16 protein-coding genes, 21 tRNA genes and 2 rRNA genes are annotated in these 26198 nt (G+C 38.1%); 36 read left to right on the forward strand and 3 right to left on the reverse strand.

What is annotated here, in order from left to right:
- The 30 genes from J2S19_RS11025 to J2S19_RS11170 all read left to right on the forward strand — a co-directional run.
- Nucleotides 1–86 (forward strand): 23S ribosomal RNA (locus tag J2S19_RS11025); the annotation flags it as partial.
- A gap of 240 nt (nt 87–326) precedes the next feature.
- Nucleotides 327–442: ribosomal RNA gene (gene rrf, locus J2S19_RS11030) — 5S ribosomal RNA — on the forward strand.
- A 26-nt stretch (nt 443–468) separates the two neighbouring features.
- Nucleotides 469–544: transfer RNA gene (locus J2S19_RS11035), tRNA-Val, on the forward strand.
- A 21-nt stretch (nt 545–565) separates the two neighbouring features.
- Nucleotides 566–641 (forward strand) — tRNA-Thr (locus J2S19_RS11040).
- Nucleotides 642–808: 167 nt separating this feature from the next.
- Nucleotides 809–884, forward strand: a tRNA-Lys gene (locus J2S19_RS11045).
- Between the two features lie 12 nt (nt 885–896).
- Nucleotides 897–982 (forward strand) — tRNA-Leu (locus J2S19_RS11050).
- 11 nt (nt 983–993) lie between these two features.
- Nucleotides 994–1068 (forward strand) — tRNA-Gly (locus J2S19_RS11055).
- 11 nt (nt 1069–1079) lie between these two features.
- A tRNA-Leu gene (locus J2S19_RS11060) sits at nt 1080–1168 on the forward strand.
- Nucleotides 1169–1177: 9 nt separating this feature from the next.
- Nucleotides 1178–1254, forward strand: a tRNA-Arg gene (locus J2S19_RS11065).
- 4 nt (nt 1255–1258) lie between these two features.
- Nucleotides 1259–1335 (forward strand) — tRNA-Pro (locus J2S19_RS11070).
- Between the two features lie 18 nt (nt 1336–1353).
- Nucleotides 1354–1429 (forward strand) — tRNA-Ala (locus J2S19_RS11075).
- Nucleotides 1430–1458: 29 nt separating this feature from the next.
- Nucleotides 1459–1535 (forward strand) — tRNA-Met (locus J2S19_RS11080).
- A gap of 16 nt (nt 1536–1551) precedes the next feature.
- Nucleotides 1552–1628, forward strand: a tRNA-Ile gene (locus J2S19_RS11085).
- Nucleotides 1629–1647: 19 nt separating this feature from the next.
- Nucleotides 1648–1740, forward strand: a tRNA-Ser gene (locus J2S19_RS11090).
- 182 nt (nt 1741–1922) lie between these two features.
- Nucleotides 1923–1999 (forward strand) — tRNA-Met (locus J2S19_RS11095).
- A 4-nt stretch (nt 2000–2003) separates the two neighbouring features.
- A tRNA-Asp gene (locus J2S19_RS11100) sits at nt 2004–2080 on the forward strand.
- A 228-nt stretch (nt 2081–2308) separates the two neighbouring features.
- Nucleotides 2309–2381, forward strand: a tRNA-Phe gene (locus J2S19_RS11105).
- 25 nt (nt 2382–2406) lie between these two features.
- Nucleotides 2407–2482: transfer RNA gene (locus J2S19_RS11110), tRNA-His, on the forward strand.
- A gap of 9 nt (nt 2483–2491) precedes the next feature.
- Nucleotides 2492–2565: transfer RNA gene (locus tag J2S19_RS11115), tRNA-Gly, on the forward strand.
- A gap of 11 nt (nt 2566–2576) precedes the next feature.
- A tRNA-Ile gene (locus J2S19_RS11120) sits at nt 2577–2653 on the forward strand.
- 21 nt (nt 2654–2674) lie between these two features.
- Nucleotides 2675–2749: transfer RNA gene (locus J2S19_RS11125), tRNA-Asn, on the forward strand.
- Between the two features lie 3 nt (nt 2750–2752).
- Nucleotides 2753–2843, forward strand: a tRNA-Ser gene (locus J2S19_RS11130).
- 14 nt (nt 2844–2857) lie between these two features.
- A tRNA-Glu gene (locus tag J2S19_RS11135) sits at nt 2858–2929 on the forward strand.
- A gap of 1233 nt (nt 2930–4162) precedes the next feature.
- Entirely contained in the window at nt 4163–4654 is a 492-nt protein-coding gene (locus J2S19_RS11140) for a DUF4825 domain-containing protein (protein WP_307341456.1), read from the forward strand.
- 49 nt (nt 4655–4703) lie between these two features.
- Nucleotides 4704–5252 carry a GNAT family N-acetyltransferase gene (locus tag J2S19_RS11145; RefSeq protein ID WP_307341458.1) on the forward strand — a complete coding sequence of 183 codons (549 nt, stop codon included), beginning with the start codon at nt 4704–4706 and terminating at the stop codon, nt 5250–5252.
- Between the two features lie 909 nt (nt 5253–6161).
- A complete protein-coding gene (gene glgB / locus J2S19_RS11150) occupies nt 6162–8081 on the forward strand; it encodes a 1,4-alpha-glucan branching enzyme (RefSeq protein ID WP_307341462.1) in 1920 nt (639 codons plus the stop codon).
- Complete coding sequence (locus J2S19_RS11155; RefSeq protein ID WP_307341465.1) at nt 8038–9204, forward strand: glucose-1-phosphate adenylyltransferase; 1167 nt, start codon at nt 8038–8040, stop codon at nt 9202–9204. Before glgB ends, J2S19_RS11155 begins: the two co-directional genes overlap by 44 nt.
- 287 nt (nt 9205–9491) lie before the next feature.
- Nucleotides 9492–10508: a GlgC family sugar phosphate nucleotidyltransferase gene (locus J2S19_RS11160; protein ID WP_307341805.1), complete on the forward strand. Its 1017-nt coding sequence runs from the start codon at nt 9492–9494 to the stop codon at nt 10506–10508.
- Nucleotides 10505–11950 (forward strand): glycogen synthase GlgA, encoded by a 1446-nt coding sequence (gene glgA / locus J2S19_RS11165; RefSeq protein WP_307341467.1) that lies wholly within the window; start codon nt 10505–10507, stop codon nt 11948–11950. The genes J2S19_RS11160 and glgA overlap by 4 nt, the downstream gene beginning before the upstream one ends.
- Nucleotides 11940–14345 carry a glycogen/starch/alpha-glucan phosphorylase gene (locus tag J2S19_RS11170; RefSeq protein WP_307341470.1) on the forward strand — a complete coding sequence of 802 codons (2406 nt, stop codon included), beginning with the start codon at nt 11940–11942 and terminating at the stop codon, nt 14343–14345. The genes glgA and J2S19_RS11170 overlap by 11 nt, the downstream gene beginning before the upstream one ends.
- Before the next feature lie 111 nt (nt 14346–14456).
- Here the strand turns inward: J2S19_RS11170 and J2S19_RS11175 are convergent, their stop codons facing one another.
- The 3 genes from J2S19_RS11175 to J2S19_RS11185 all read right to left on the reverse strand — a co-directional run bounded on the left by J2S19_RS11175 (nt 14457) and on the right by J2S19_RS11185 (nt 17320).
- Nucleotides 14457–15251: a TIGR00266 family protein gene (locus J2S19_RS11175; RefSeq protein ID WP_307341473.1), complete on the reverse strand. Its 795-nt coding sequence runs from the start codon at nt 15249–15251 to the stop codon at nt 14457–14459.
- A gap of 185 nt (nt 15252–15436) precedes the next feature.
- On the reverse strand, nt 15437–16195 hold the full coding sequence (locus tag J2S19_RS11180) for a yteA family sporulation protein (RefSeq protein ID WP_307341476.1): 759 nt from the start codon (nt 16193–16195) through the stop codon (nt 15437–15439).
- A 192-nt stretch (nt 16196–16387) separates the two neighbouring features.
- Entirely contained in the window at nt 16388–17320 is a 933-nt protein-coding gene (locus J2S19_RS11185) for a 1,4-dihydroxy-2-naphthoate polyprenyltransferase (protein WP_307341480.1), read from the reverse strand.
- A gap of 457 nt (nt 17321–17777) precedes the next feature.
- Here J2S19_RS11185 and J2S19_RS11190 point away from each other — a divergent pair, with 457 nt between their 5' ends.
- The 6 genes from J2S19_RS11190 to menC all read left to right on the forward strand — a co-directional run bounded on the left by J2S19_RS11190 (nt 17778) and on the right by menC (nt 25709).
- Entirely contained in the window at nt 17778–19187 is a 1410-nt protein-coding gene (locus J2S19_RS11190; protein WP_307341483.1) for an isochorismate synthase, read from the forward strand.
- On the forward strand, nt 19174–20934 hold the full coding sequence (gene menD, locus J2S19_RS11195; RefSeq protein WP_307341488.1) for a 2-succinyl-5-enolpyruvyl-6-hydroxy-3-cyclohexene-1-carboxylic-acid synthase: 1761 nt from the start codon (nt 19174–19176) through the stop codon (nt 20932–20934). Before J2S19_RS11190 ends, menD begins: the two co-directional genes overlap by 14 nt.
- Nucleotides 20918–21733: a 2-succinyl-6-hydroxy-2,4-cyclohexadiene-1-carboxylate synthase gene (gene menH / locus J2S19_RS11200; RefSeq protein ID WP_307341490.1), complete on the forward strand. Its 816-nt coding sequence runs from the start codon at nt 20918–20920 to the stop codon at nt 21731–21733. The genes menD and menH overlap by 17 nt, the downstream gene beginning before the upstream one ends.
- 78 nt (nt 21734–21811) lie before the next feature.
- Nucleotides 21812–22630 carry a 1,4-dihydroxy-2-naphthoyl-CoA synthase gene (gene menB, locus J2S19_RS11205; RefSeq protein ID WP_307341493.1) on the forward strand — a complete coding sequence of 273 codons (819 nt, stop codon included), beginning with the start codon at nt 21812–21814 and terminating at the stop codon, nt 22628–22630.
- Between the two features lie 519 nt (nt 22631–23149).
- Entirely contained in the window at nt 23150–24613 is a 1464-nt protein-coding gene (locus J2S19_RS11210) for an o-succinylbenzoate--CoA ligase (RefSeq protein WP_307341808.1), read from the forward strand.
- Entirely contained in the window at nt 24600–25709 is a 1110-nt protein-coding gene (gene menC / locus J2S19_RS11215) for an o-succinylbenzoate synthase (protein WP_307341496.1), read from the forward strand. The genes J2S19_RS11210 and menC overlap by 14 nt, the downstream gene beginning before the upstream one ends.
- The last annotated feature ends 489 nt before the right edge of the window (nt 25710–26198 follow it).

The following is a 26198-nucleotide window of genomic DNA, read 5'->3' on the forward strand; positions in this document are numbered from 1 at the left end:
GGAAGATGACCAGGTTGATAGGTCTGAGGTGGAAGTGTGGTGACACATGGAGCTGACAGATACTAATCGTTCGAGGACTTAACCAAATAGAAAAGCGGAAGAAGCCCGCTTAAATCCATAGGGCATTGGAGCACTCGAGAAGAAGTCGTAGTTTGACTTCGCACGAGAGGGTGAAATTACCGTAGGATTTGGCTTCTGGAGCTAGACACTAATAAACGTTTATCTCAGCAATACTTGAATAGTGAATCGTTATCTAGTTTTGAAGGAATATAAAAAAACACTTGAAATATTCCCTTAAAATAGTATAATAATTCTTGTCGCTAATGTCTGGTGATGATGGCGAAGAGGTCACACCCGTTCCCATGCCGAACACGGAAGTTAAGCTCTTCAGCGCCGATGGTAGTTAGGGGCTTCCCCTTGTGAGAGTAGGACGTTGCCAGGCTTTAGTACAATTAGAATTATTTTTATGGAGGATTAGCTCAGCTGGGAGAGCATCTGCCTTACAAGCAGAGGGTCGGCGGTTCGATCCCGTCATCCTCCACCATTATATTTATTAATTAATTTTGCCGGTGTAGCTCAACTGGTAGAGCAACTGACTTGTAATCAGTAGGTTGGGGGTTCAAGTCCTCTCGCCGGCACCACTTTTACTCATTTAAAAATGAGCCATTAGCTCAGTTGGTAGAGCACGAACGAGTAAGCAGCGAAGCAAAACATCAGCGCACAAATTGAGCTGCATCTTGGATTAACTATCTGAGATTTGGGCGTCAGAAACAAGTAAAACAATAAATAAGATTACTCATTTTAAGATGAGCCATTAGCTCAGTTGGTAGAGCATCTGACTTTTAATCAGAGGGTCGAAGGTTCGAGTCCTTCATGGCTCACCATTTACACACCTTGCGGGTGTGGCGGAATTGGCAGACGCGCTAGACTTAGGATCTAGTGTCCTTGTGACGTGGGGGTTCAAGTCCCTTCACCCGCACCATCTAAATATATGCGGAAGTAGTTCAGTGGTAGAACACCACCTTGCCAAGGTGGGGGTCGCGGGTTCGAATCCCGTCTTCCGCTCCAGAAGCACTTATGCCGGGGTGGCGGAACTGGCAGACGCACAGGACTTAAAATCCTGCGGTAGGTGACTACCGTACCGGTTCGATTCCGGTCCTCGGCACCATTTAGGTGAGCGCCCGTAGCTCAATTGGATAGAGCGTTTGACTACGGATCAAAAGGTTAGGGGTTCGACTCCTCTCGGGCGCGCCATATTCGGGAAGTAGCTCAGCTTGGTAGAGCACTTGGTTTGGGACCAAGGGGTCGCAGGTTCGAATCCTGTCTTCCCGACCATTATAATTTATACCTTTTGGGGCCTTAGCTCAGCTGGGAGAGCGCCTGCTTTGCACGCAGGAGGTCAGCGGTTCGATCCCGCTAGGCTCCACCAATTTTCAATAATGAATAAAAAATTAATATGGCGGCGTAGCTCAGCTGGCTAGAGCGTACGGTTCATACCCGTGAGGTCGTGGGTTCGATCCCCTCCGCCGCTACCATATTAAGTTTTATAATGGACCTTTAGCTCAGCTGGTTAGAGCAGACGGCTCATAACCGTCCGGTCGTAGGTTCGAGTCCTACAAGGTCCACCATTTAAATTAGAAATATGATGGAGGAATACCCAAGTCCGGCTGAAGGGATCGGTCTTGAAAACCGACAGGGGTGTCAAAACCCGCGGGGGTTCGAATCCCCCTTCCTCCTCCATAACTTTAATTTAAATAAATTTTGTTTTATATTATCGCGGGGTGGAGCACGAACGAATAAGCTTCACTGAATAAGCATCAGCGCACCGATTGAGCCACATCTTGAATAAACAAACTGAAATCGGGGCGGTCAGTAATAGGCAATATCTATGAGCATAGAAATAATTTGTTCTCTTTTATTATCGCGGGGTGGAGCAGTCTGGTAGCTCGTCGGGCTCATAACCCGAAGGTCGCAGGTTCAAATCCTGTCCCCGCAACCAAAATGGTCCGGTAGTTCAGTTGGTTAGAATGCCTGCCTGTCACGCAGGAGGTCGCGGGTTCGAGTCCCGTCCGGACCGCCATTTTTTAATAATTTATATATGGCTCGGTAGCTCAGTCGGTAGAGCACGAACGAATAAGCTCCATTGAGTTTGCATCAGCGTACTCATTGAACTGCATCTTGAATAAGCAATCTGAAATGAGGACGATAGACTAATTATAAAGCAACAAATACTATCGATTCTTAGATATTCTAGATAGTGTATGAGAAGAAACATTTGATATAAGGTGAAAATACTTTATTTATATATGGCTCGGTAGCTCAGTCGGTAGAGCAATGGACTGAAAATCCATGTGTCGGCGGTTCGATTCCGTCCCGAGCCACCTTTTATTATCGTTAATCATTGTGGCGGCTGTGGCGAAGTGGTTAACGCATCGGATTGTGGTTCCGACATTCGTGGGTTCGATTCCCATCAGCCGCCCCATGTTAATAAGCGGGTGTAGTTTAGTGGTAAAACCTCAGCCTTCCAAGCTGATGATGAGGGTTCGATTCCCTTCACCCGCTCCAATAATTATTATGGGCCTATAGCTCAGCTGGTTAGAGCGCACGCCTGATAAGCGTGAGGTCGATGGTTCGAGTCCATTTAGGCCCACCATTAATAAATTAATTTGATTGTTCCGCAGTAGCTCAGTGGTAGAGCTATCGGCTGTTAACCGATCGGTCGTAGGTTCGAGTCCTACCTGCGGAGCCATATGGGGAAGTACTCAAGTGGCTGAAGAGGCGCCCCTGCTAAGGGTGTAGGTCGCGCGAGCGGCGCGAGGGTTCAAATCCCTCCTTCTCCGCCATATTTTATATTTATGGCCCATTGGTCAAGCGGTTAAGACACCGCCCTTTCACGGCGGTAACACGGGTTCGAATCCCGTATGGGTCATTAAAAATTCATGTTATTTATGAAAAAGGCGAACAAATCATATATGATTTGTTCGCCTTTTTTTTGTGTATAGTTAATTATTTAATATCATCCAGTATCTTGCAAGAAATCGTTTTAGACACTTATACATCCTGCATCAATTATTTAGACAAATGATATAGTGGTTCATTAACCATGTGAAGGTCATTTTAATAGGAGGAATTTGTAGATGTGAGCCACATCTATTGGATGAAGACAAAAAACTAATAAGAATTGTGATGAGGAATGTTCACTTACGAGATGAAGACCAAAATAAAAAAGTATGAGATAAGAAATGTCCTTCATCGCGATGATGAAGACCAAAATAAAAAACTGTATGATAAGAAATGTCCTTCATCGCGATGATGAAGACCAAAATAAAAAACTGTGAGAGAAGAAATGTCCTTCATCCCGATGATGAAGACCAAAATAAAAAACTATGAGATAAGAAATGTCCTTCATCGCGATGATGAAGACCAAAATAAAAAAGTATGAGGTAAGAAATGTCCTTCATCGCGATGATGAAGACCAAAATAAAAAAGTATGAGATAAGAAATGTCCTTCATCGCGATGATGAAGACCAAAATAAAAAACTGTGAGGTAAGAAATGTCCTTCATCACGATGATGAAGACCAAAATGAAAAACTGTGAGATAAGAAATGTCCTTCATCACGATGATGAAGACCAAAATAAAAAAGTATGAGGTAAGAAATGTCCTTCATCCCGATGATGAAGACCAAAATAAAAAAGTATGAGGTAAGAAATGTCCTTCATCGCGATGATGAAGACCAAAATAAAAAACTGTGAGATAAGAAATGTCCTTCATCACGATGATGAAGACCAAAGTAAAAACTGTGAGTTATGAAATCTCCTTCATCCGCAAAGTGATGACTATTCTTGATAGGAGATATACCTGAATGTCCTTCATCTGCAAAGTGAGAGAACTTTCAAAGTCACAATAAGAGAAAGATATACTAAAAAAAACTCCCCACAGCAATATCCATCATCAAATAAATTAGACCTTTCTCAGTTGAAAGATAATACAAATAATTATCACCAACAACATAAAGTTCAAATCTAATAACATTGCATAAAAAACAACCATATTAATAGGTTTACTTAAATCAGATTAATCAGTAGTTTGGAAAACTGAAGAATTGATGCTAAAATAGGCACAATATAATTCATATAGGACTACAGAATGGAGGAAGGCTAATGCAACAAACTATTAAATATTTCTTTATCCTAATATTAGGAATGTTAATGTTAAGTGGTTGTGATGCAAGCGCAAATAGTACAAGTACAAACCTTTTTCAATATAAAGACTCATTTGTTGGGGATAACAGTGCTGTTGTCAATACAATCATCCATCTTCAAGGCGAGGAATATTTTCGTGGGGTTGAACTAAGTACTAAGGAGAAGCCATATGAGATTATCATAAAGTATGATTGGTCTGAATCGGAATTGAATGAGAGGCATACGGTCATTCACAATGCGAGCTATTTATTTACATTGATTAAAAATGTAGATTTGATATCTTTTCATTTTGAGAAAAATGATGGAATCGATGAATTTAAAATAGTGAAAGACGATTTTCAAAATTGGTTTGGAAAGAATTTAGAAGAAGTTGATAATGAGGATGAGTTAAAAGAGCTTATCCAGGAAAAGTTAAAAGACGAATCGGATGTAGATCAGTTATTCAATTAAGTAAGTAACCTATTATGCTGCGAACCTAGTTGAGATTGGAGGGAGTTCAATGTTTATCCATAAAATTGATGAATCAGTATCATTAAGGTTAATTGAATTAAATGATGCAACAAGAATTTATGAACTGACGGATGAATCGAGACATTATTTGAAAGAATGGTTACCTTGGTTAAATAGCACTACACAGGTGGAAGATACAGAGAAGTTTATTAAGGGCTGTTTAAAAGGGTATGCGGAAAACATAAGCTTAACTACAGTTATTTTGTTAAATGGAGTTATTGTAGGTGTCGCGGGGTTTAATACAATTGACTGGTCAAATAAAATAGTATATATCGGCTATTGGCTAGGGGAGGAATATCAAGGTAAGGGGATTATGACCAAGGTTGCAAAAGCTTTGACTAACTATGCCATTCATACCCTCATGCTCAATAAAGTGGAAATTCGGGCTGCTGTTCATAATTATAAAAGTAGGAGTGTTCCAGAACGATTAGGTTTTAAATATGAAGCAACGATTAGGCAGGCTGAGTGGTTATATGACCATTATGTTGACCATGCTGTTTACGGAGTTTTAGCAGACGAATGGAAAGAACTTGTTTGAGTTTTCCATTATTAACACAAATGCAATAAGCGAACCTCGAACATGTTTCAGAATATCAAACTATATAAGTAGTATATAGTCAATATTAGTTTTGTTGGAGGGGGGAGAGGTACCTATTTAAATCAATCTATAAGAAAGGTCAGCAGTTTGATAATTTACGAATGGATTCAAGCTGAACTGCTATCATTATTCATGAACTTATAAATGTTAAGGAACTAATAGGTTTGTTATTCAATATATAATTCTTATCATTAAATCTGTCTATTGGGCATACAGGAATTGCCAGCAAAGTTGATTAATGTTTGCTGAGTAACTTAAGTGACCAATAGACTTTTTTTATCGATAATTTAATCGTTTCATGATTTATGTGTAATCCACATATTTTGAAATCTAATGATGTTCCTGGTCGGAGGTAATATCTGAATCTATAAACCGGTTTCGTAGTAGATGATAGAAAATTCTTTCTAACTATTTTATTTAAATATACTTAATTTTAAATGAATGGTTTTATTAAGTTTGTGAAGTATTTTGAAAATGATGAACTTTTTCTTTTTTTTCTTCAAAAAAACTCCGAAATTTTTTTCAACAAATTCCAACAAAAATTTAAAATTTTAATTATTTCCATATAATCTAAACTCCTCTTAAATGCGTAAATTCTCATTTTTCTTTTCTTTACATTAATAGATTAAATGCGTCGTTTATAGATAGGTATGCCCTTACATATATAGGAAGTGTCTCTTTGGTTCCATTAATTAGAATTAGTAGGATAATTTTAAAAGAATAACTTTTGTTCAAGACTTTTTGTTGAATGTAGGTTTCTGTCGTTAAATAGTAACGTTTTCATTGAAGGAAACTATTTGTAAGTCTTGAATGTTTAGCATAGAGATATTATAGGAAAGGGTGAACAAGGTGACGCTCATTTGTCCAACTGATTTTGATATACATTTGTTTCATGAAGGTCAGTTATTTGAAAGCTATCGGTTTTTCGGAGCACATATACAGGAGCATGATGGAGTAGTTGGTACAAATTTCTGTGTATGGGCACCACATGCGAGAAGTGTCCACATAGTTGGCGATTTTAATGGTTGGAATGGAGAGAACCATCCAATGCAGCAGGTGAATGAGGAGGGGATATGGGCTTTATTTGTTCCAGAAATAGGGATAGGTGAACTTTATAAGTATCAAATCACTACTGCAAATGGAAATACGCTTCTAAAGTCAGACCCTTTTGCATTTTATTCAGAGGTAAGACCTAATACTGCATCTATCGTCTATGATTTATCAGGTTATGAATGGAATGACCAAAAGTGGAGGCGGAGGAAGAGAATTAAAAAGCCTTATGATAACCCTTTGTCAATTTATGAAGTGCACCTTGGGTCGTGGAAGATAAAGGGTAAGGAAGAGCTTCTAAGCTATACAGAATTAATAGATGAGTTGATACCGTACGTTATCGAACATGGCTTTACCCATATTGAGTTATTACCTATCATCGAGCATCCTTATGACCGGTCTTGGGGGTATCAAGGAACAGGGTATTACTCAGCAACGAGTCGCTATGGTACACCGCATGATTTAATGAGATTTATTGATGCCTGTCACCAGGAAAATATCGGCGTCATTGTTGATTGGGTTCCGGGTCATTTTTGTAAAGATGCTCATGGTTTATATATGTTTGATGGTGAACCAACATTTGAATATGCCCATTTCAACGACCGGGAAAATTTGGAGTGGGGAACAGCTAATTTTGATTTAGCAAAGCCTGAAGTACAAAGCTTTCTCATCTCAAATGCTATCTTTTGGATAGAGTATTTCCATGTTGATGGTTTTAGAGTGGATGCCGTTGCAAATATGTTGCACTGGCCTAATTCAGATGAATTAGTTGTGAATGAATATGCCGTCGGGTTCTTAAAGAAGTTGAATGAAGCAGTATTTGCAAAGGATGAACATATCCTGATGATTGCTGAAGATTCAACCGATTGGCCAATGGTAACTGCCCCTACCTCGTCAGGTGGCTTAGGCTTTAACTACAAATGGAATATGGGTTGGATGAATGACATTTTAACCTATATGGAGACAGCTCCAGAACAACGTCAAGATTTCCACCATAAAGTATCTTTCTCCCTTTTATATGCTTTTTCTGAAAATTTCATCTTACCATTCTCACATGATGAAGTTGTGCATGGGAAAAAATCTCTTCTAAATAAAATGCCAGGTGATTATTGGCAGAAATTTGCCCAGCTGCGTTTACTGCACGGGTATATGATTGCTCATCCAGGTAAAAAGCTGTTATTTATGGGGGGTGAGTTTGGGCAGTTTGATGAATGGAAAGATTTAGAGCAATTAGACTGGATGTTGGAAGAGTATGAAATGCATAGTAATATGCGGGTTTTCTATAAAGATTTAATGCACCTATATAGTAAGCAGAAGCCACTTTTTGAATTGGATCATGTTGAGGCTGGCTTTGAATGGATTGATGTGAATAATCGTGAGCAAAGTATTTTCTCATTCATCCGTAAAAGTAAAAAGGATGATTTACTCGTTATTATTTGTAATTTTAAAGCAGTTGTCTATCACGATTATAAAATTGGTGTACCAGTCGAAACAGATTATATTGAAATTTTAAATAGTGACTCAGAGTCCTATGGCGGTTCTGGTCAAGTAAATAAGAAAACGATTAAGGCAGTCGAAGGGGAATATCACGGAAGACCTTTTAATATATCCATTACTGTTCCACCATACGGAATTGTTATGTTACGGGCAGTCAAAAAGAGAAGGGAGCAATCAAATGGTAAGAAAAAAGTGCGTCGCAATGTTACTAGCAGGGGGTAAAGGTAGCAGATTGAGCTCACTAACAAAAAATTTAGCAAAACCTGCAGTACCATTTGGAGGAAAATATCGGATTATCGATTTTACGTTAAGTAATTGTACAAATTCAAGCATTGATACTGTAGGTGTGCTCACTCAATATCAGCCACTTGTGTTAAATTCATATATCGGTATCGGCAGTGTCTGGGATTTAGACCGGAAAAATGGCGGAGTAACAGTTCTTCCACCGTATGCTGAGTCTTCAGAAATGAAATGGTATCAAGGAACTGCTAGTGCGATTTATCACAATATTAATTATATTAAACAATTTGACCCTGAATATGTCCTGATTTTATCAGGTGACCATATATATAAGATGGATTATTCGAAAATGCTCGATTTCCATGTTGAAAAAAATGCAGATGTATCGATATCCGTTATTGAAGTTCCTTGGGACGAAGCAAGTAGATTTGGAATTATGAATACGGATGACGAAATGAATGTAGTCGAATTCGATGAAAAGCCTGCAAAGCCTAAAAGTAACTTAGCTTCAATGGGCATTTATATCTTTAAATGGTCAGTCTTAAAGGAATATTTAGAAATGGATGAACGGAATCAATATTCTAGTCATGACTTTGGTAAAGATATTATTCCGTTACTAATTGAAGAGCATAAAAAGGTTGTTGCCTATCCGTTTAGCGGCTACTGGAAAGACGTTGGTACCGTTAAAAGCCTTTGGGAAGCAAATATGGATTTATTAAAAGATAATCCTGAATTGAACTTGTTTGACCAAGAGTGGAAGATTTATACGGTGAATTCGAATCAGCCGCCTCAATTTATCGGAAATGAGGCAACCGTATCTAAATCTTTAGTGAATGATGGATGTGTCATACTCGGTAAACTGCATCATTCTGTGTTGTTCCAAGGTGTTACAGTAGGGAAGAACTCAGTAGTGAAAAATTCAGTGATTATGCCAGATGCGATAATTGGTGAGAATGTCTATATTGAAAATGCGATTATCCCAAGTGGTATTGAAATACCAAACGGAACAATGATTTGCCCGGACCGAAACTCTGATGAAGTCTTATTAGTTACAGAAGAAATCATTGAAGAGATTCATACAATGGTAGATAGTAAAATTATCTGATTTAACAGTTAATATATTTTGATAGATGTAGATGTTTTGTACAGCAGAAATATACTATTCCTCCAGTGGGTGGTGATACCTGTGTTTCTCACCTAACCCACGTATTTTTTAGGAGGAGCGTTTTTTGCTGTCATTAACGTAAAAATTAACCTTTACACTAATTAATCATTCATACTTTTAAGTAAGGAAATAGGAACGGTTGGTGTCGGAATGCTGCTTGTAAAAGTAACGAATAGCGAGTACCAGCCCCTTTTCCGAATAAGGGGGATAATAGATTGCATAGAAAAATGTTAGGTGTTATTGATGCAACAGCAATAAAAAGGGAAATACAAGATTTAACATTACATCGTTCATTAGCAGCGGTTCCTTTTGCTGGGCGTTATCGTTTAATCGATTTTGTTCTATCAAATATGGTGAATTCTCATATACAAAGTGTGGCAATATTCCCTAAGTATCAATATCGGTCTTTAATGGACCATTTAGATTCAGGGAAACAATGGGACTTACATCGTAAAAAGGATGGCTTGTTTTTCTTCCCTTCGCCACATTTGCATAATGAGTATGACGAATTCGGGTCTTTTCGCCAATTTACCGATCATATTGATTTCTTCTTAAGAAGTACACAAGAGTATGCGGTTATTACAAATAGTCATACGGTGTGTAATATTGATTATCAAGAGGTATTAAAGCGGCATATTGCAAATCGTTGTGATATTACGGAAATTCGTAAAGATGGCGAATCATTAGAAATGTACATTATGTCAACGAAACTACTCATGAATTTAATTAATCTCAAGGATAGCCTAGGTTTACATACATTATCAGAGGTTATTACTGAGAATCCTCAAAATCTATTAATTTGTGATTACGAGTTTTCTGGATATGTAGCAATTATCGATTCAATTAATAGCTACTATAAACATAGTATGGAGCTATTAAAGCCTTCTGTTTGGAATGAGTTATTTTTGAAGGAACGTCCAATTTATACAAAAGCAAAGGATGAACCACCGACGAAGTATGGAAATCAAGCAGTTGTTAAAAATTCTTTAATCGGTAACGGTTGTATCATTGAAGGTGTCGTCGAGAATAGTATTATTTTTAGAGGCGTTCATATTGGCAAAGATACCGTCATTAAAAACAGTGTGATTATGCAGCACTCACAAATTGGTGAACGTTGTGGAATTGAACATGTCATAGCCGATAAAGATGTGACGGTTTTATCTGATACGGTCATGAAAGGGTCGGCGTTATTACCTTATGTCATCCGTAAAAGAACGACTCAAGGAGCGATGATGAACTCGTGAACATATTATTTGCTGTTTCAGAATGTGTCCCTTTCGTCAAATCTGGAGGACTCGCAGATGTTGCCGGGGCTCTACCGAAAGAAATAAAAAAGCTTGGCGCAGATGTGCGTGTTATTCTTCCGAAATATAGTTTAATTAAAGAAACTTACCGGGATACGATGGTGAAAATAGATGATCTAACAGTTCCAGTCGGTTGGCGCCAGCAATATTGTGGAATTGAGACACTTGAACACGAGGGGATAACATATTATTTCCTAGACCATGAATATTACTTTTATCGAGACTCTTTATATGGTCATTATGATGATGCAGAACGATTTTCATTTTTCTGTAGGGCAGTATTAGATGTACTTGAAGTTATTGATTTTCAAGCAGATATTATTCATACACATGATTGGCATACAGGGATGATTAACTTTTTACTTAAAGAGGAGTATCAAAAAAGACCGTTCTACGCGAAAATGAAGTCAGTTTATACGATTCATAATTTACAATTTCAAGGTATTTTCCCCTTCGAAGTATTAACCGATTTGCTTAATACAGATGAAACTACGTGCCACCATGTTGAGTTTTACGGCAATATCAATTTTATGAAGGGTGGCCTTCAATGTGCAGATATGATTACGACGGTAAGCCCAACATATAAGGATGAAATTCAAACGCCATATTATGGAGAAAGACTTGATGGTTTATTACGTGCAAAAGCTGACAAGTTAGTCGGGATATTAAATGGCATTGATGAAAATCTTTATAACCCTGAAACCGACAGTGATATTGATGAACAATATTCATTTGAAACAATTGACAAAAAAGTACTAAATAAAGAAAGTTTACAAGCAGCTTTTGGATTGCCAATAAATGCTGATACTCCGATTATCTCGATGGTTACACGATTAACAAAGCAAAAAGGCTTAGATTTAGTGACACGAGTTCTTGATGAAGTATTAAGTCGTGATGTGCAAATCATTATTTTAGGGACCGGAGACAAGGAGTTTGAAGATTATTTCCGCCATATGGAATGGAAGTATCCGGCAAAAGTAAAAGCGTATATTGGCTTTGATGAAGCATTAGCACATCGGATTTATGCTGGGTCTGATTTATTTTTAATGCCGTCAAAATTTGAACCATGTGGCTTAGGCCAGTTAATTGCTTTGAAGTATGGGACAATTCCAATTGTCCGCGAGACTGGCGGTTTAAATGATACGGTGCTCGCTTATCGAGAAGATACACAAGAAGGAAATGGTTTTACCTTTAGAAATTTCAATGCTCACGATATGCTTCATACCATTTATCGGGCACTTGATTTTTATAAAGAAACAGAAATTTGGATGCATTTAGTTGAGCAAGCGATGAAGCAAGATTATAGCTGGGCAAAGTCAGCATCAGAATATAGACAGCTTTATGTAGATCTTATAGCCAGGGGTGAATCGCATGTTCTCTAACAAAGACAGCTTTAAGGAATGCTTTTTAAAAAGACTAGAAAGTATGTGTGGAAAAGGATTTGAAGAGTCGACGACAAGAGATAAATATCATACGTTAGGGAATATGGTGAGAGAATATATTAGCTCGAAATGGATCGAAACGAATGAACGATATCGTTCTGAAAGTCAAAAACAAGTCTATTATCTATCCATTGAATTTTTACTAGGACGATTATTAGGGCAAAACCTATTAAACTTGCAAATAAAAGATATTGTTGAGGAAGGGCTTAAGGAATTAAATATTTCTCTAAGTGAGATTGAAGAATGTGAATCAGACCCTGCTCTTGGTAATGGCGGACTAGGTCGACTTGCAGCATGCTTTTTAGATTCCTTAGCAACGTTAAACCTCCCTGGACATGGGTATGGTATACGCTATAAGCACGGTCTATTTGACCAAAAAATTGTTGATGGGTACCAAGTCGAATTACCAGAGCAATGGTTAAGGCACGGAAATGTCTGGGAAGTTCGCAAGCCTGATGAATCGGTGGAAATTTCATTTTGGGGCAGAGTGGAAGCGAGTACTCATAATGGTGGATTAACGTTTAAACATGTTGATGCACAAAAGGTTCTTGCCGTACCGTATGACATGCCTGTAGTTGGATTTGAAGTTTCGACAGTGAATACATTAAGACTGTGGAATGCTGAACCGGAAACATTTAGTCCACATCAAGATATACTATCATATAAACGTGAAACAGAAGCGATAACTGATTTTCTTTATCCTGATGATACATATGATGAAGGGAAAATTTTACGATTAAAGCAACAATACTTCCTTGTCTCAGCGAGTATCCAAAGTATTATTGCTTCCTTTAAAAAGGAGCGTTCAAACTTAAGAGAATTGCATCAACATGTGGCAATCCATATTAATGATACTCATCCAGCAATGGCAGTTCCTGAATTGATGAGAATCTTAATTGACGTTGAAGGCTTATCATGGGATGAGGCATGGGAAGTGACTAGTCAGACCGTTTCTTATACGAATCATACGATCTTAGCCGAAGCATTAGAAAAGTGGCCCATTCATTTATTTAAGCCATTACTACCTCGAATTTATATGATAATTGAGGAAATAAATGAGCGGTTCTGTGCCGAGCTATGGGCAAAATATCCAGGTGATTGGCACCGTATCGAGCATATGGCGATTATTGCTCATGGCCTTGTGAAAATGGCACATCTTGCAATTGTCGGCAGCAGCAGTATAAATGGAGTCGCGAAGATTCACTCAAATATTTTAAAAAATCGGGAAATGAAATCTTTCTATGAATTTTATCCGTGGAAATTCAATAATAAGACAAATGGAATTTCCCATCGACGCTGGCTCTTGAAGGCAAACCCGGAACTGACAGCATTAATAAAAAATACAATCGGTGAGGAGTGGGTTAGAAGCCCAGAGAAATTAATCGATTTAAAAAATCACCTGCACCAGTCTTCTCTCATCGAACAATTTGCGGCTGTTAAACGAAAGCGGAAGGAAATTCTCGCAAATAAAATTGCTGAAAAAAATGGGATCATCGTCGATTTAGATTCTATTTTCGATGTTCAAGTAAAACGGCTACATGCATATAAACGACAATTACTAAATGTTTTACACATTATGTATTTATACAACCGATTAAAAGAGGATGTTAACTACACAATTCAACCACGAACATTTATTTTTGGTGCTAAAGCATCACCGACTTATTACTATGCAAAAAAAATCATTAAGCTTATCCATTCACTAGCGGAAAAAGTAAATAAAGATCCAAGAGTCTCAAAAGTGATTAAAGTAGTGTTTATGGAAAATTACCGTGTCTCACTTGCTGAGGGTATATTTCCAGCAGCTGATGTTAGTGAGCAAATTTCTACTGCTAGTAAAGAAGCGTCAGGCACAGGCAATATGAAATTTATGATGAATGGTGCATTAACCGTTGGAACGTTAGATGGTGCAAATATCGAGATGATGGAGGAAATCGGCAAAGAAAACATATTTACATTTGGTTTAACGGCTAATGATGTATTAAAATATGAAGAAAATGGCCGCTATCGCTCGATGGAATATTATCACCATGATCAACGGATTCGTCAAGTTGTCGACCAATTAACAAATGGTTTCTTCTCAGAGGATGAAGGAGAGTTTGAATCTATTGCAGATTCATTGCTTGTGCAAAATGACCAATATTTTGTGCTGCGAGATTTTGCCTCATATATTGATGTTCAGGAAAAGGTGGGTCTTGCTTACCAGGACAGAAATGATTGGTATGAAAAGGCATTAATCAATATCTCTCATTCAGGCTTATTCTCAAGTGACAGAACAATATCACAGTATGCAGATGACATATGGAAAATCTCACCTTCGTATGTGAAGGGGTAGTGTGTTAAGCAGCTTTTAAAACTTTTTGCCCAATATGTGCTTGGTAAAAAATATAAAAACACTCATGTTCTTGGAGATTAATCCAAATCATGAGTGTTTTTGATTGGGAGCTTAACGATCCCCATCTAGGAATCTACCTAAGCCACCTAATATACTACCTTCCCCACGTGCATCTCCACCAGCAGAAGGGGCACTTGCTATGACACGGTCAGCCAGACGGCTAAATGGCAATGTTTGAATCCAGACAGTACCAGGACCTTGTACAGTTGCAAAGAACATTCCTTCGCCACCAAAGAAAGCTGTTTTCACTTTTCCAACAAATTCAATATTATAGTCAACATCTTTTGTTAACGCGACAAGACAGCCTGTATCAATTCGAAGCTTTTCACCTGGTTGTAGCTCGCGTTTTACAATTGTTCCACCTGCGTGAAGGAAAGCAAGCCCATCGCCTTCTAGCTTCTGCATGATAAAGCCTTCGCCACCGAAAAAGCCTGTACCAAGCTTACGTTGGAAATCAATTCCTACGGAGACACCTTTAGCCGCACAAAGAAATGCATCCTTTTGACAAATGACTTTTCCACCTAGTGATTCAAGGTCAACCGGAATAATTTTTCCAGGGTATGGAGCGGCGAATGAAACTTTGCGCTTGCCAACACCATTGTTCGTAAATACAGTCATAAATAAGCTTTCACCAGTTAACACACGTTTACCGGCACCAACTAATTTACCGAGGAAGCCCTTTTGGCTGTTGTCTCCATCACCAAAAATTGTCTCCATATCAATGCCATCTTCCATCATCATCATTCCGCCAGCTTCAGCAACAACACTTTCGTTCGGGTCAAGCTCAATTTCAACACACTGCATATCATCACCATGCAGTTCATAATCGATTTCATGTGCATTCATTATGTTTCCCCCCGTTATGTAAAAACGTTTATATATCACTCTTATTTTACATTGTTTTCCTTCCGGAGAGAAGAAGATAATTTCCTGCTAAAAAGTGGAATAAAAAAGGATTGGAGGGGAGGAGAGGATTATGAAAAAATCTCCCCCACTTATTAAGATTAATGGGGAAGATTTAGAGAAAAAAACTAATCATGCTCTCTTTCCGTATAAGGATCCTTTTCATATCCTGGTAAATCACCAAATGCGGTCATTAACCCTTCTTCATCAAGTTCATCTTCATATTTTTCATGTTGATTTGAAGGGTATACAGTAATCTCCTTACCCTCCATATCAGTACCGATGAAGTTTTCAAAGTCTTCTACATAACCATCTGGTTCTTCAGACTCCATGTACACATCATTATAGTGGTCTTTTGGGTAGGATAAGTCAGATGGTGTTTCAGATGAACCATAGCTGTTGACGATTTGATAGGCATCTTCGGCATCAAATGCAACATTTTCATCTTTGTCATCAAAGTTAAATTTACCAAAAGGAGGCATTAAGACCCCTTCTTCTACAGGACGGTTATGGGAAACGACCTCTTCTGGTGCATGATTTACACACGTTGTTGCCGTTGGAATTGCATCGAGACGTTCAAGGGGAATCTCGGCTCCACACACTTCACACTTCCCATATGTCCCTTCATCAATTGCTTTTAGTGCACGGTTTATATCGTTTAATTCTTCTTCAGCATGTTCATTTAAAGCAATATCCTTCTCTCGTTCATACAATTCAGTTGCCTCATCACCAGGGTGGTTGTCATAGCTGGAAAGCTCACCCATTGATTCATGAAAGTGACCAGCATCTAATCCAAAATGAGCATTCATATCAAAGCGTTCGTTTAGTTCATTCTTCATTGATTCAAGCTGTGAACGGAAGGTCTCTACTTGTTGTGAACTTAGCAAGCCATCCACGCTCCTTCCTAAAAATTAGTACTATCCATATTATGAACCATTTAAAAAGGAAACATGATTGTCAAAAATACACAAAAAAGAAGGTGACTCACTATGTCGCCCCTGTCAAAAACAGTAATATATAGAAAACAAATTGCACCTATATATTTTGTTTCTTAGGGGGCAGACACTTGAGTCACCCATTTACATAAAATGTCCGATAAATAGTCCAATTGCTAACAAAAATCCAAATTGTACATTTGTTTGTGCTGTTGCTTTCATCGCAGGCATCATTTCAATAGGCAATGATTTGCCAATGAATTTTTTCACTGCAGATGCAGCTTTTGGTATGCTAAGCAGTACGATTAATGCCCATGGAGTTGTTTGTCCAAGTAAGACTAAAATGATAATAATTAAATATGAAGCAATAAACATTGCAGCTAGGAAGCGAATTGAATTCTTTCTACCTAATAAAATTGCCAACGTTTTACGACCGTTCTCTTTATCACCATCTAAATCACGAATATTATTTGATGTTAAAATAGCGCCAACTAAGATTGCAATCGGAATAGAGATAATGACAATCGATGTTGTTATCGTCTCGGTTTGAATGTAATAAGCTAATAAAATAATAACTGTACCCATGAAAAAACCAGAAACAATTTCACCAAATGGTGTATATGCAATTGGATAAGGTCCGCCTGTATATAAATACCCGGCACTCATACATACAAGGCCAATGACGGCAATCCACCATGTTGTCATCATACAAATATAAATCCCAATGGCAGTTGCAATCCCTAGGAAGCTAAACGCTAAATTAAGGACTGTTTTTGCCTTTATGCCGTTTCGAACGATTGCTCCGCCTATCCCAACCGAATGTTCGTTATCTAATCCACGTTTATAGTCAAAGTATTCATTAAACATATTTGTAGCTGCTTGAATTAAAATTGAAGCAACAAGCATCGCAAGGAATAATGAAACCTTTAAGGAACCTTCATGTAAAGCTAACACAGATCCTATTGTAACAGGAATAAACGCTGCAGATAATGTATGTGGACGCAGTAACATCCACCAAACTCTCCATCCCTTATCCTTTTTAATAGGAGGAACGTGTGCTGTTGTCTGAGGTTGCATATCATCTCTCCTTTTTTTTACAAAAAACAAACTCATCATATCTAAACGACTCCTAAACTTTAGTTTAGAAAAATAACTATGGGGTGTCAATCATTTTACAGTATTGTGACGAAGGATAAATTTAGGGAAAAATAGGACTTGTAAAATATTGTCTTGCTTTCTCATGCACGATACTAAAAAATAGAATTTAAAAAAGCTGAAACTAATAATCAGGTGAAACAATAAAATGGCTGTGTTAGCTTATTATGTGACCGATACAATAACTGTTTAGTTTATTATTCCCAATGATCCCATTAAAATGTTTCTTAGTTTATTGCACGTTTTCATTTTAATCTTGATACGTAAGAGATATAATAAGAATAGTATGCATAAATAGAGAAAAACCATTCTATTGACACACCTAGTTCGTAGGTGTATCTTAATATAAGCAATTTTTCGGTGTCGGGGGGAAAAGCATTTGTTAACAACTTTGGATAATACAATGAAAGAAAATATAGTACATGCTTTAGAGAAAGCAAGGCAAACGAATCAATCAGTGATCGTTAGTACGGTTAGAGAAGTGGATGCAATTAACCCCCTCCATTTCTATGCTACAGCTGAAAAGTTAAACATAGGTGAACGGTTCTTTTGGTCCTCACCAAGTGAACATTTTACATTAGTCGGAGTTGGAAATGAGCTCATCCTAGAAAATGAAGACAATGATGAACGGTTTCAAAAGATCGAAAGTCAGTGGAGAGAGTACCCAAAAAGGTTAATTGCTGCTAAACATGAAATAGGCACAGGTCCACTTCTATTTGGTGGATTCTCATTTGATCCAATCAAGGAAAAAGATTTATTATGGGAAACATTTTCAGAAGCGAAGTTTGTGTTACCAACGAAAATGCTAACAGTACGACAAAATAAAACGTATTTGACGATTAATAAATTAATTACACCTTTTGACGATAGTGGTACTTGTTTGCAACATTTTGAAAGCAGTAACGAAAATATTGAAAAATACAAGTATAACCTAGATTGTGAAAAAGGTAACGAATTCGCTTCAATAGAGTTAAAAACGGCTGAATGGGTTGAAGCTGTTCAACAAGCGACAGACGATATAAAAGCAAATCAATTAGATAAAGTTGTTTTAGCAAGAGAAGTTCATTTAGAATTTAGCGAAACGATCAATCCATATCATGTGATTGGGCGCCTGCAAACTGAACAGCCTACAAGCTTTATCTTTTGCTTTGAAAATGGTCCGAAACAATTTATAGGAGCAACACCTGAACGGTTAGTGAAAAAGCAAGAGAATCAGGTTCTTTCTACGTGTTTAGCCGGGTCGATTAATCGAGGTAGTAATAAACAAGAGGATGAAATGCTTGGCAATAAGCTTCTACATGATGAAAAGAATTTACTTGAACACCACATCGTTGTGAAAATGATAAGAGAAGCGTTGGAATATTGTTGCAATGATTTAAATGTACCAACAAACCCAATTTTGTTAAAAACAAAGAATATCCAGCATTTGTATACACCTGTAAGAGGGTTAGCGAAGGATGGATATTCATTGTTAGATATGGTTGCTAAATTACATCCTACACCTGCACTTGGAGGCTATCCAAAACAAAAGGCTGTTGAAAAAATTAGAGAGCTTGAGCCTATGCATCGCGGATGGTATGCTGCACCAATTGGTTGGTTTGATCATGAAGATAATGGAGAATTTGTCGTTGCGATTCGCTCTGGACTTATCGAGGATAATAAAGCTGCATTGTTTGCAGGCTGTGGCATTGTTAGCGAATCAGACCCTGAAACAGAATACTTAGAAACAAAAATGAAATTAAAACCGATGATGTCTGCATTAGGAGGGAAAGAGTATGAAGGATGCTGATACGTTTACAAGATATGTAGCTAGTTTTGTGGACGAGCTTGTCAGTTCCGGGGTCGATAAGGTAGTGATTAGCCCTGGTTCACGTTCTACACCTTTAGCTATATTAATGGCAGAGCATCCGTCGTTGACATGTTACATTCATATTGATGAAAGATCTGCAGGCTTTTTTGCACTTGGTTTAGCCAAGTCGCAAAGAAAGCCTGTTGCCTTACTGTGCACATCAGGTACAGCTGCAGCCAATTATTACCCAGCAATTATTGAGGCACATTATGCGAGAGTTCCATTACTCGTTTTAACGGCTGATAGACCACATGAGCTACGTGATGTCGGTGCGCCGCAGGCAATAGACCAAGTGCATATGTATCGAAATTATACGAAATGGTTTGTTGACCTTGCCTTACCCGAAGAAAATCAACATATGTTCAAATATGCCAAAACCATTGCAGCGCGTGCAGTTGGAATTTCATCAGCCAATCCGGCTGGTGTCGTTCATCTCAATTTCCCGTTACGTGAGCCTTTACTCCCTAACCTGCAAATGGATGATTTATGGTCAAAACAAGCAGGCAGAGAAACATATTTACATATCCCTAGGTCAAATCATGTTGTACACCTAAATGAATTAGAACACATTGTTCAATTAATGAACGAACATGAAAATGGGTTAATTATATGTGGTGAATACGAAGTAAGCAATATTGCAAATGATATAAAAAGACTATCAAGACAGCTGAAATATCCTGTACTAGCAGACCCACTATCACAATTACGTGTAAATGGGGAGAAAGATGACAGTATAATCGAAAGCTATGATTCAATTTTAAGGGATGAAGACATCTCGCAAACACTAAAGCCATCAATTGTCATTCGCTTTGGAGCAATGCCGATATCAAAACCGATTATGCAACTTTTGAAAAATAATGATGAGATTATTCAAATTGTCGTCGATAGTGGTGGAGTTTATCGTGATCCAACCCTAAATGCAGCACATTTTGTCGTAACCGATGAGCAATACTTTTGTTCTACTTTAATAGAATCGATTAACGAACGTCAACCTACTTCTTACTATCGAAAATGGATAACAAGTAATGCGTTGTATTGGGGAAAAATAAATGGATCGCTTAATCAAATCGACGAGCTTTTTGAAGGGAAAATCGTTCATGTCCTGCAAGAGTGTCTTCCAAATAAAAGTACATTAGTGGTTGGTAACAGTATGCCAATCCGTGATGTTGATACTTTTTTTGGACATACTACTAAAGATATTAGAGTATTTGCTAATCGCGGGGCAAGCGGCATTGATGGAATTGTTTCAACTGCACTTGGTATAAGTGCCACAAATGATATGCCAACCTTTTTATTAATTGGAGACTTGTCGTTTTATCATGATTTAAACGGTTTATTAGCGTCAAAACTACATGATTTGAATTTAGTCATTATACTCGTTAACAATGATGGTGGTGGGATATTCTCATTTCTGCCGCAATCAAAAGAGGAAAGACATTTTGAGACTTTATATGGAACACCAATTGGATTAGATTTTTCAAAAGTCGTCGAAATGTACAATGGTAGTTACACGAAAATCGAAACATGGGAAATGCTACAGTCGACTCTCAATAATAAACAGTTGCTTAAAGGACTACATGTCATTGAAATCCCGACAGACCGGAAAACACGTGTCAAAGTTCATCGAGAGTTGTTGCAAAATGTTTCCCGGGAAATAAGAAACGTGTTGAATGCGCATGAAGATTAGAGAAGTCAATTATTATGTCGAAGACTCGAAAGTAGGAGATGAAGTATTACTTCTTTTGCATGGGTTCACCGGCAGAAATCAAAACTTTTTCCCTTTAGTGGAGGAGTTATCACATATCCGAGTCATCGCACTAGACATGTTGGGTCATGGGAAATCAGATAGTCCAGCAGAACCATCTAGGTATGAAATGGAAGAGATTGTTCAGGATATTATCGAAATCCTTAATGTGCTTAAGATTGATAAAGCAAATGTATTGGGTTATTCAATGGGAGGTAGAGTGGCACTTTCACTCGCTGTCCTTCATCCAAACCGGGTTGCAAAACTTATTCTTGAAAGCAGTTCACCAGGCTTAGAGACTGCGGAAGCAAGAGATGCTCGGAAAGCTGCCGATGTACGTCTTGCGAAAGAAATTTTAAATGACGGTATACAAGCCTTTGTTGCAAAATGGGAAAACATTTCGCTTTTCTCAAGTCAAAAGCGATTGTCTGAAGAAAAGAGAAATCAAATCAGACAGCAGCGACTCGGTAACAATCCGGTAGGTTTAGCAAATAGCCTCATTGGAATGGGGACTGGTGCTCAACCTTCTTGGTGGGCGGCACTCTCTGAACTACATATGCCAGTCCTTCTTGTTTGTGGTGAGCTGGATGAAAAGTTTTGTGAAATTGCTAAACGTATGGAAAATAGTCTCCCTAATGCAAAAATGATCGAAATAAAAAACGCCGGTCATGCAATACATGTGGAACAACCTCGAATTTTTGGTAAAATAGTAAATGAGTTCTTAAATGAGACACTTTTCTAAAAAGTAGGTGGTTAAACTTGTCTACTCAGTTAGGAAAGAAACAGTCTTAAATATAGATTTATCTTAGGAGGATTTAATATGGCAATTGAATGGGTTACGGAACGTCAGTATGAAGAAATTATTTATCAAACATATAATGGAATTGCAAAAATCTCTATTAATCGCCCTCATGTACATAATGCATTTACACCAAAAACAGTGATGGAACTAATTGACGCATTTGCGTATGCACGTGATGATGCAAATGTAGGTGTCATTATCCTAACTGGTGAAGGCGGCAAAGCTTTCTGTTCAGGTGGAGATCAAAAAGTAAGAGGACATGGTGGTTATGTTGGTGATGACCAAATACCACGCTTAAATGTTCTAGACCTTCAACGTTTAATTCGAGTAATCCCTAAACCGGTTATTGCGATGGTGGCAGGTTATGCAATCGGAGGCGGCCATGTTTTACATATTGTATGTGACTTAACGATCGCAGCAGACAATGCAGTTTTTGGACAGACAGGACCTAAAGTAGGTAGCTTTGACGCGGGTTACGGTTCCGGCTATTTAGCACGAATTGTCGGCCATAAAAAAGCGCGCGAAATTTGGTACCTATGCCGTCAATACAATGCACAAGAAGCAATGGACATGGGCCTTGTAAATACTGTTGTACCATTAGAACAATTAGAAGAAGAAACAGTAAAATGGTGTGAAGAAATTCTTGAAAAAAGCCCAACTGCAATTCGTTTCTTGAAAGCTGCCTTTAATGCAGATACAGATGGTTTAGCTGGTATCCAACAATTCGCTGGTGATGCGACATTACTTTACTATACAACAGATGAAGCAAAAGAAGGCCGTGACGCATTTAAAGAGAAGCGCACCCCAGACTTTAAGCAATTCCCACGTTTTCCTTAATAGGGAAGAAGTGCTTCAGTCTTTTTATTATTAAATAAATCTGTCAAATGAATTGCTATTTTGCACTGGCTTTATAAAGGTTGATTGAAGCTGATTGCGAGACTCCTGCGGGATGCGTGGGAGAGGTGAGACCCCACAGGCGTTTACTCCGAGGAGAACGAAAAGCGTAGGCGGCTTGCCCATCGACGTACAAACTGGAGGGGCATCGACTGAGATAAAGGAATCACGATGAGCCGAATGGCGAATCGATGATGACTTATCGTAGGGAGATGACCTGAAGTTTGCTAGTCGATAGCCGCCAGAGCTAGACAGGCTCACCACCCACCCCGCGGAAAGCGAGTACTGGAGAGGAAATCAACCTAAGACAACAACTAAGTAAAAATCAACAATGTTTTTAATTAATTTATGTATGTAAACAAGATTTCTATTAACTAGTATGCAGCTTGATGAATGAATAAATCATCAAGCTGTTTTTAGTATTTTTATCATATTTTGGTGGTGTCGAAAGTGAAACAGGAAATGCCAAATTGGTTGAAACAAAGATCTGAGCTTACACCAAATCGTACTGCCTTGAAAACGAAAGATGAAACAATCACGTTTCAACAGCTTTTTAAACGTGTACAAGTAAGGGCATCTAACCTATCTCAACTAGGTGTAAAGCAAGGACAACATGTAGGAATATTGATGAGAAATAGTGTGGCAATGGTGGAAACGATCCATGCGTTAATGTCGATAGGAGCAGTAACGGTTTTGTTAAATCACCGTTTATCAAAAAGTGAACTAAACTGGCAAATAGTAGATGTCGAAGCAACGTATATCATTGTGGACGATGAATTCTCGGATAATGTCGCTGATTTTCACTTAATTATCAATGAGCAGCTTTCCGCTATGAAAGCAGCTAGCCTGTCGAATGCAGTGCCTCGACATTTTAACTTAGATGACGTAGCAACAATTATGTATACATCAGGGACGACTGGAAATCCAAAAGGGGTTCTTCAAACATACGGAAATCATTGGTCTAGTGCAATAGGTTCTGTACTTAACTTAGGATTGCAAACGGAAGATCGATGGCTATTAGCAGTTCCACTCTTTCATATTAGTGGTCTATCGATTTTAATGCGGAGTGTAATCTATGGAATCGGAATTCATTTACATGAGCGATTTGATGCCAAGATTGTGCATCAAGCGATTATGGATGAAGGTGTGGCGATTATCTCTGTTGTCACGACGATGCTTAAACAATTGCTCGAGGAATTAGGAGAGACTACATATCCACCAAGCTTCAGATGTATGCTAGTGGGCGGAGGTCCTGTTCCAAAAAAATATCTTATTCAATGTAAGGAAAAAGGAATTCCAGTTTACCAATCATACGGGATGACAGAAACGGCATCACAAGTCGTCACATTAACACCTGATGATAGCCTTTTAAAGCTCGGTTCAGCAGGAAAGCCGTTATTTTCAAGCGAATTGAAAATCATAAATAACGGAATTGAATGTCAGCCAAATGAAGAAGGTGAAATCGTTGTGAAGGGACCTACGATTACGAAAGGGTATTGGAAGCGGGAAGAAGCAACGAAAGCCGCTTTTACAGATGGATGGCTTCACACCGGTGACCAAGGCTACTTAGATGCTGAGGGATTTTTATATGTCTTAGATAGACGCTCTGATCTCATTATCTCTGGTGGTGAAAATGTTTACCCTGCCGAAATCGAATCCGTACTACTTAACTACAAAGGTGTAAAAGAAGCGGGTGTTATCGGTATAGATGATGAGAAGTGGGGACAGTCCCCACATGCGTTTATCGTCACTGCTGAGGAGATATCTCCAGTCGATTTACTCGATTTCTGCCGAAGTAAGTTAGCTCGATATAAAGTCCCAAAGTCTTTTACCTTTGTAGATAAGTTACCTAGAAATGCATCGAATAAATTGTTAAGAAGAGAGTTAAAAAAAATAATAAAGGAACAAAGCAATGATAAAGATTAAACAAGTGACCCTCCACCATATCGTTCAATCATTAAAAACACCATTTCATTCAAGCAGTGGTTATGTACAACAACGTGAAAGCATCCTTGTTGAAGTACTTGATGAACAAGGTGTAACTGGTTGGGGAGAAGTTGTAGCGTTTTCGACACCATGGTACACAGAGGAAACAATCTCGACGGCTTTCCAATTACTAAAAGATTTGTTCATTCCATTACTGTTGCAACACACTTACAAACATCCAGATGAGCTCGAACATGTTTTTTCACCATTTAAACGAAATTTTATGGCTAAGGCGTCAATACAAAGTGCTTTATGGGATATATATGCACAAAAGCAAAATCAATCACTTTCTGCTGTTTTAGGTGGTGTACGAAAAGAAATTGCATCAGGTGTTGTAATTGGCCTAGCTTCTAAGAGTGAAATGATGACACAAATACAGCAATATGTTGATGAAGGCTACCAGAGATTCAAAGTCAAAATATCTCCACAACAAGATATTGAACTCATTGAAGAAATTCGAAAGTCTTTCCCGGATATCCCGTTAATGGCCGATGCAAATTCTGCATATGAACTTAACGATATCGACCGATTGAAGCAATTAGACAAATACAAGCTAATGATGATTGAACAGCCTTTAGCAGCAGATGATATTATTGACCATGCAAAATTGCAGCACCAGCTCGACACACCGATTTGTTTAGACGAGAGCATCGTTACGTGTGAAGATGCGAGGAAAGCAATTGAACTAGGCAGCTGTCGAGTAATAAATATAAAGCCTGGTCGTGTAGGCGGGTTAACAGCATCAAAAAAAATCCATGACTTATGTGAAAAGAACAACATACCAGTATGGTGTGGGGGTATGATTGAAACAGGTATTTCCCGGGCTCATAATATTGCCATTGCCACACTGCCGAACTTTACAATCCCAGGGGATATTTCATCTTCATCAAAGTATTGGGAGGAAGATATTGTTGAACCTGAAATTACTGCAGTGAACGGTACAATAAAAGTCCCAACGAATCCTGGACTTGGCTACATCGTAAGAAAAGATTTGATCGAAAAATATCGGCTTTCTAAAACCGTTTATACCGATTAACAAAAATAAGTTTTATTATGGAAAATGCCATAAATAATTTAAAAATTGTTAGTACAAACTGAATTTATTGAATGAGATATAGAACGGAAAATCTCATTTTCGCAAGTTGCACAGTTATAGCTAAGACGTTAAACTTAACTTGTAATAATTGAAAACAACATCTCTTACTGCTCACGATTTTATCCAGCGATTATGCTGGATTTTTTTTGTTTAAATTTACATACCCTTTCACGAAACAACTGAAGAGACTTATTCCCCATTTAAGCACTTTAGACGAAACGATTATAAAAGTCATGATAAGCATGTAGCATTTCGATTATATATGAATGACCATTCGGAAGGTGGAGGATGTTTTAGGATTACATTAGCATTTAGGTTTCGTCATTTTTGTGAAGTTGGTTTTTGTTAGGGCCTTCTCGTTTGTCGGGTCAAATACCCTATAAATCTAATAAGCACAATTCCCATCCTCTATAGTATGAACTTTGGTCT

It is taken from the genome of Metabacillus malikii, assembly GCF_030813355.1.
Taxonomy (GTDB): domain Bacteria; phylum Bacillota; class Bacilli; order Bacillales; family Bacillaceae; genus Metabacillus; species Metabacillus malikii.

Bases quoted from the DNA above. Each gene is read 5' to 3' on its own strand.
- J2S19_RS11145 (WP_307341458.1), top strand. From the start codon at position 4,704: ATGTTTATCCATAAAATTGATGAATCAGTATCATTAAGGTTAATTGAA.
- J2S19_RS11210 (WP_307341808.1), top strand. From the start codon at position 23,150: ATGCCAAATTGGTTGAAACAAAGATCTGAGCTTACACCAAATCGTACT.
- menH (WP_307341490.1), top strand. From the start codon at position 20,918: ATGCGCATGAAGATTAGAGAAGTCAATTATTATGTCGAAGACTCGAAA.
- menB (WP_307341493.1), top strand. From the start codon at position 21,812: ATGGCAATTGAATGGGTTACGGAACGTCAGTATGAAGAAATTATTTAT.
- menD (WP_307341488.1), top strand. From the start codon at position 19,174: ATGAAGGATGCTGATACGTTTACAAGATATGTAGCTAGTTTTGTGGAC.
- J2S19_RS11160 (WP_307341805.1), top strand. From the start codon at position 9,492: ATGTTAGGTGTTATTGATGCAACAGCAATAAAAAGGGAAATACAAGAT.
- J2S19_RS11185 (WP_307341480.1), bottom strand. From the start codon at position 17,320: ATGCAACCTCAGACAACAGCACACGTTCCTCCTATTAAAAAGGATAAG.
- J2S19_RS11140 (WP_307341456.1), top strand. From the start codon at position 4,163: ATGCAACAAACTATTAAATATTTCTTTATCCTAATATTAGGAATGTTA.
- J2S19_RS11170 (WP_307341470.1), top strand. From the start codon at position 11,940: ATGTTCTCTAACAAAGACAGCTTTAAGGAATGCTTTTTAAAAAGACTA.
- J2S19_RS11155 (WP_307341465.1), top strand. From the start codon at position 8,038: ATGGTAAGAAAAAAGTGCGTCGCAATGTTACTAGCAGGGGGTAAAGGT.
- J2S19_RS11175 (WP_307341473.1), bottom strand. From the start codon at position 15,251: ATGAATGCACATGAAATCGATTATGAACTGCATGGTGATGATATGCAG.
- menC (WP_307341496.1), top strand. From the start codon at position 24,600: ATGATAAAGATTAAACAAGTGACCCTCCACCATATCGTTCAATCATTA.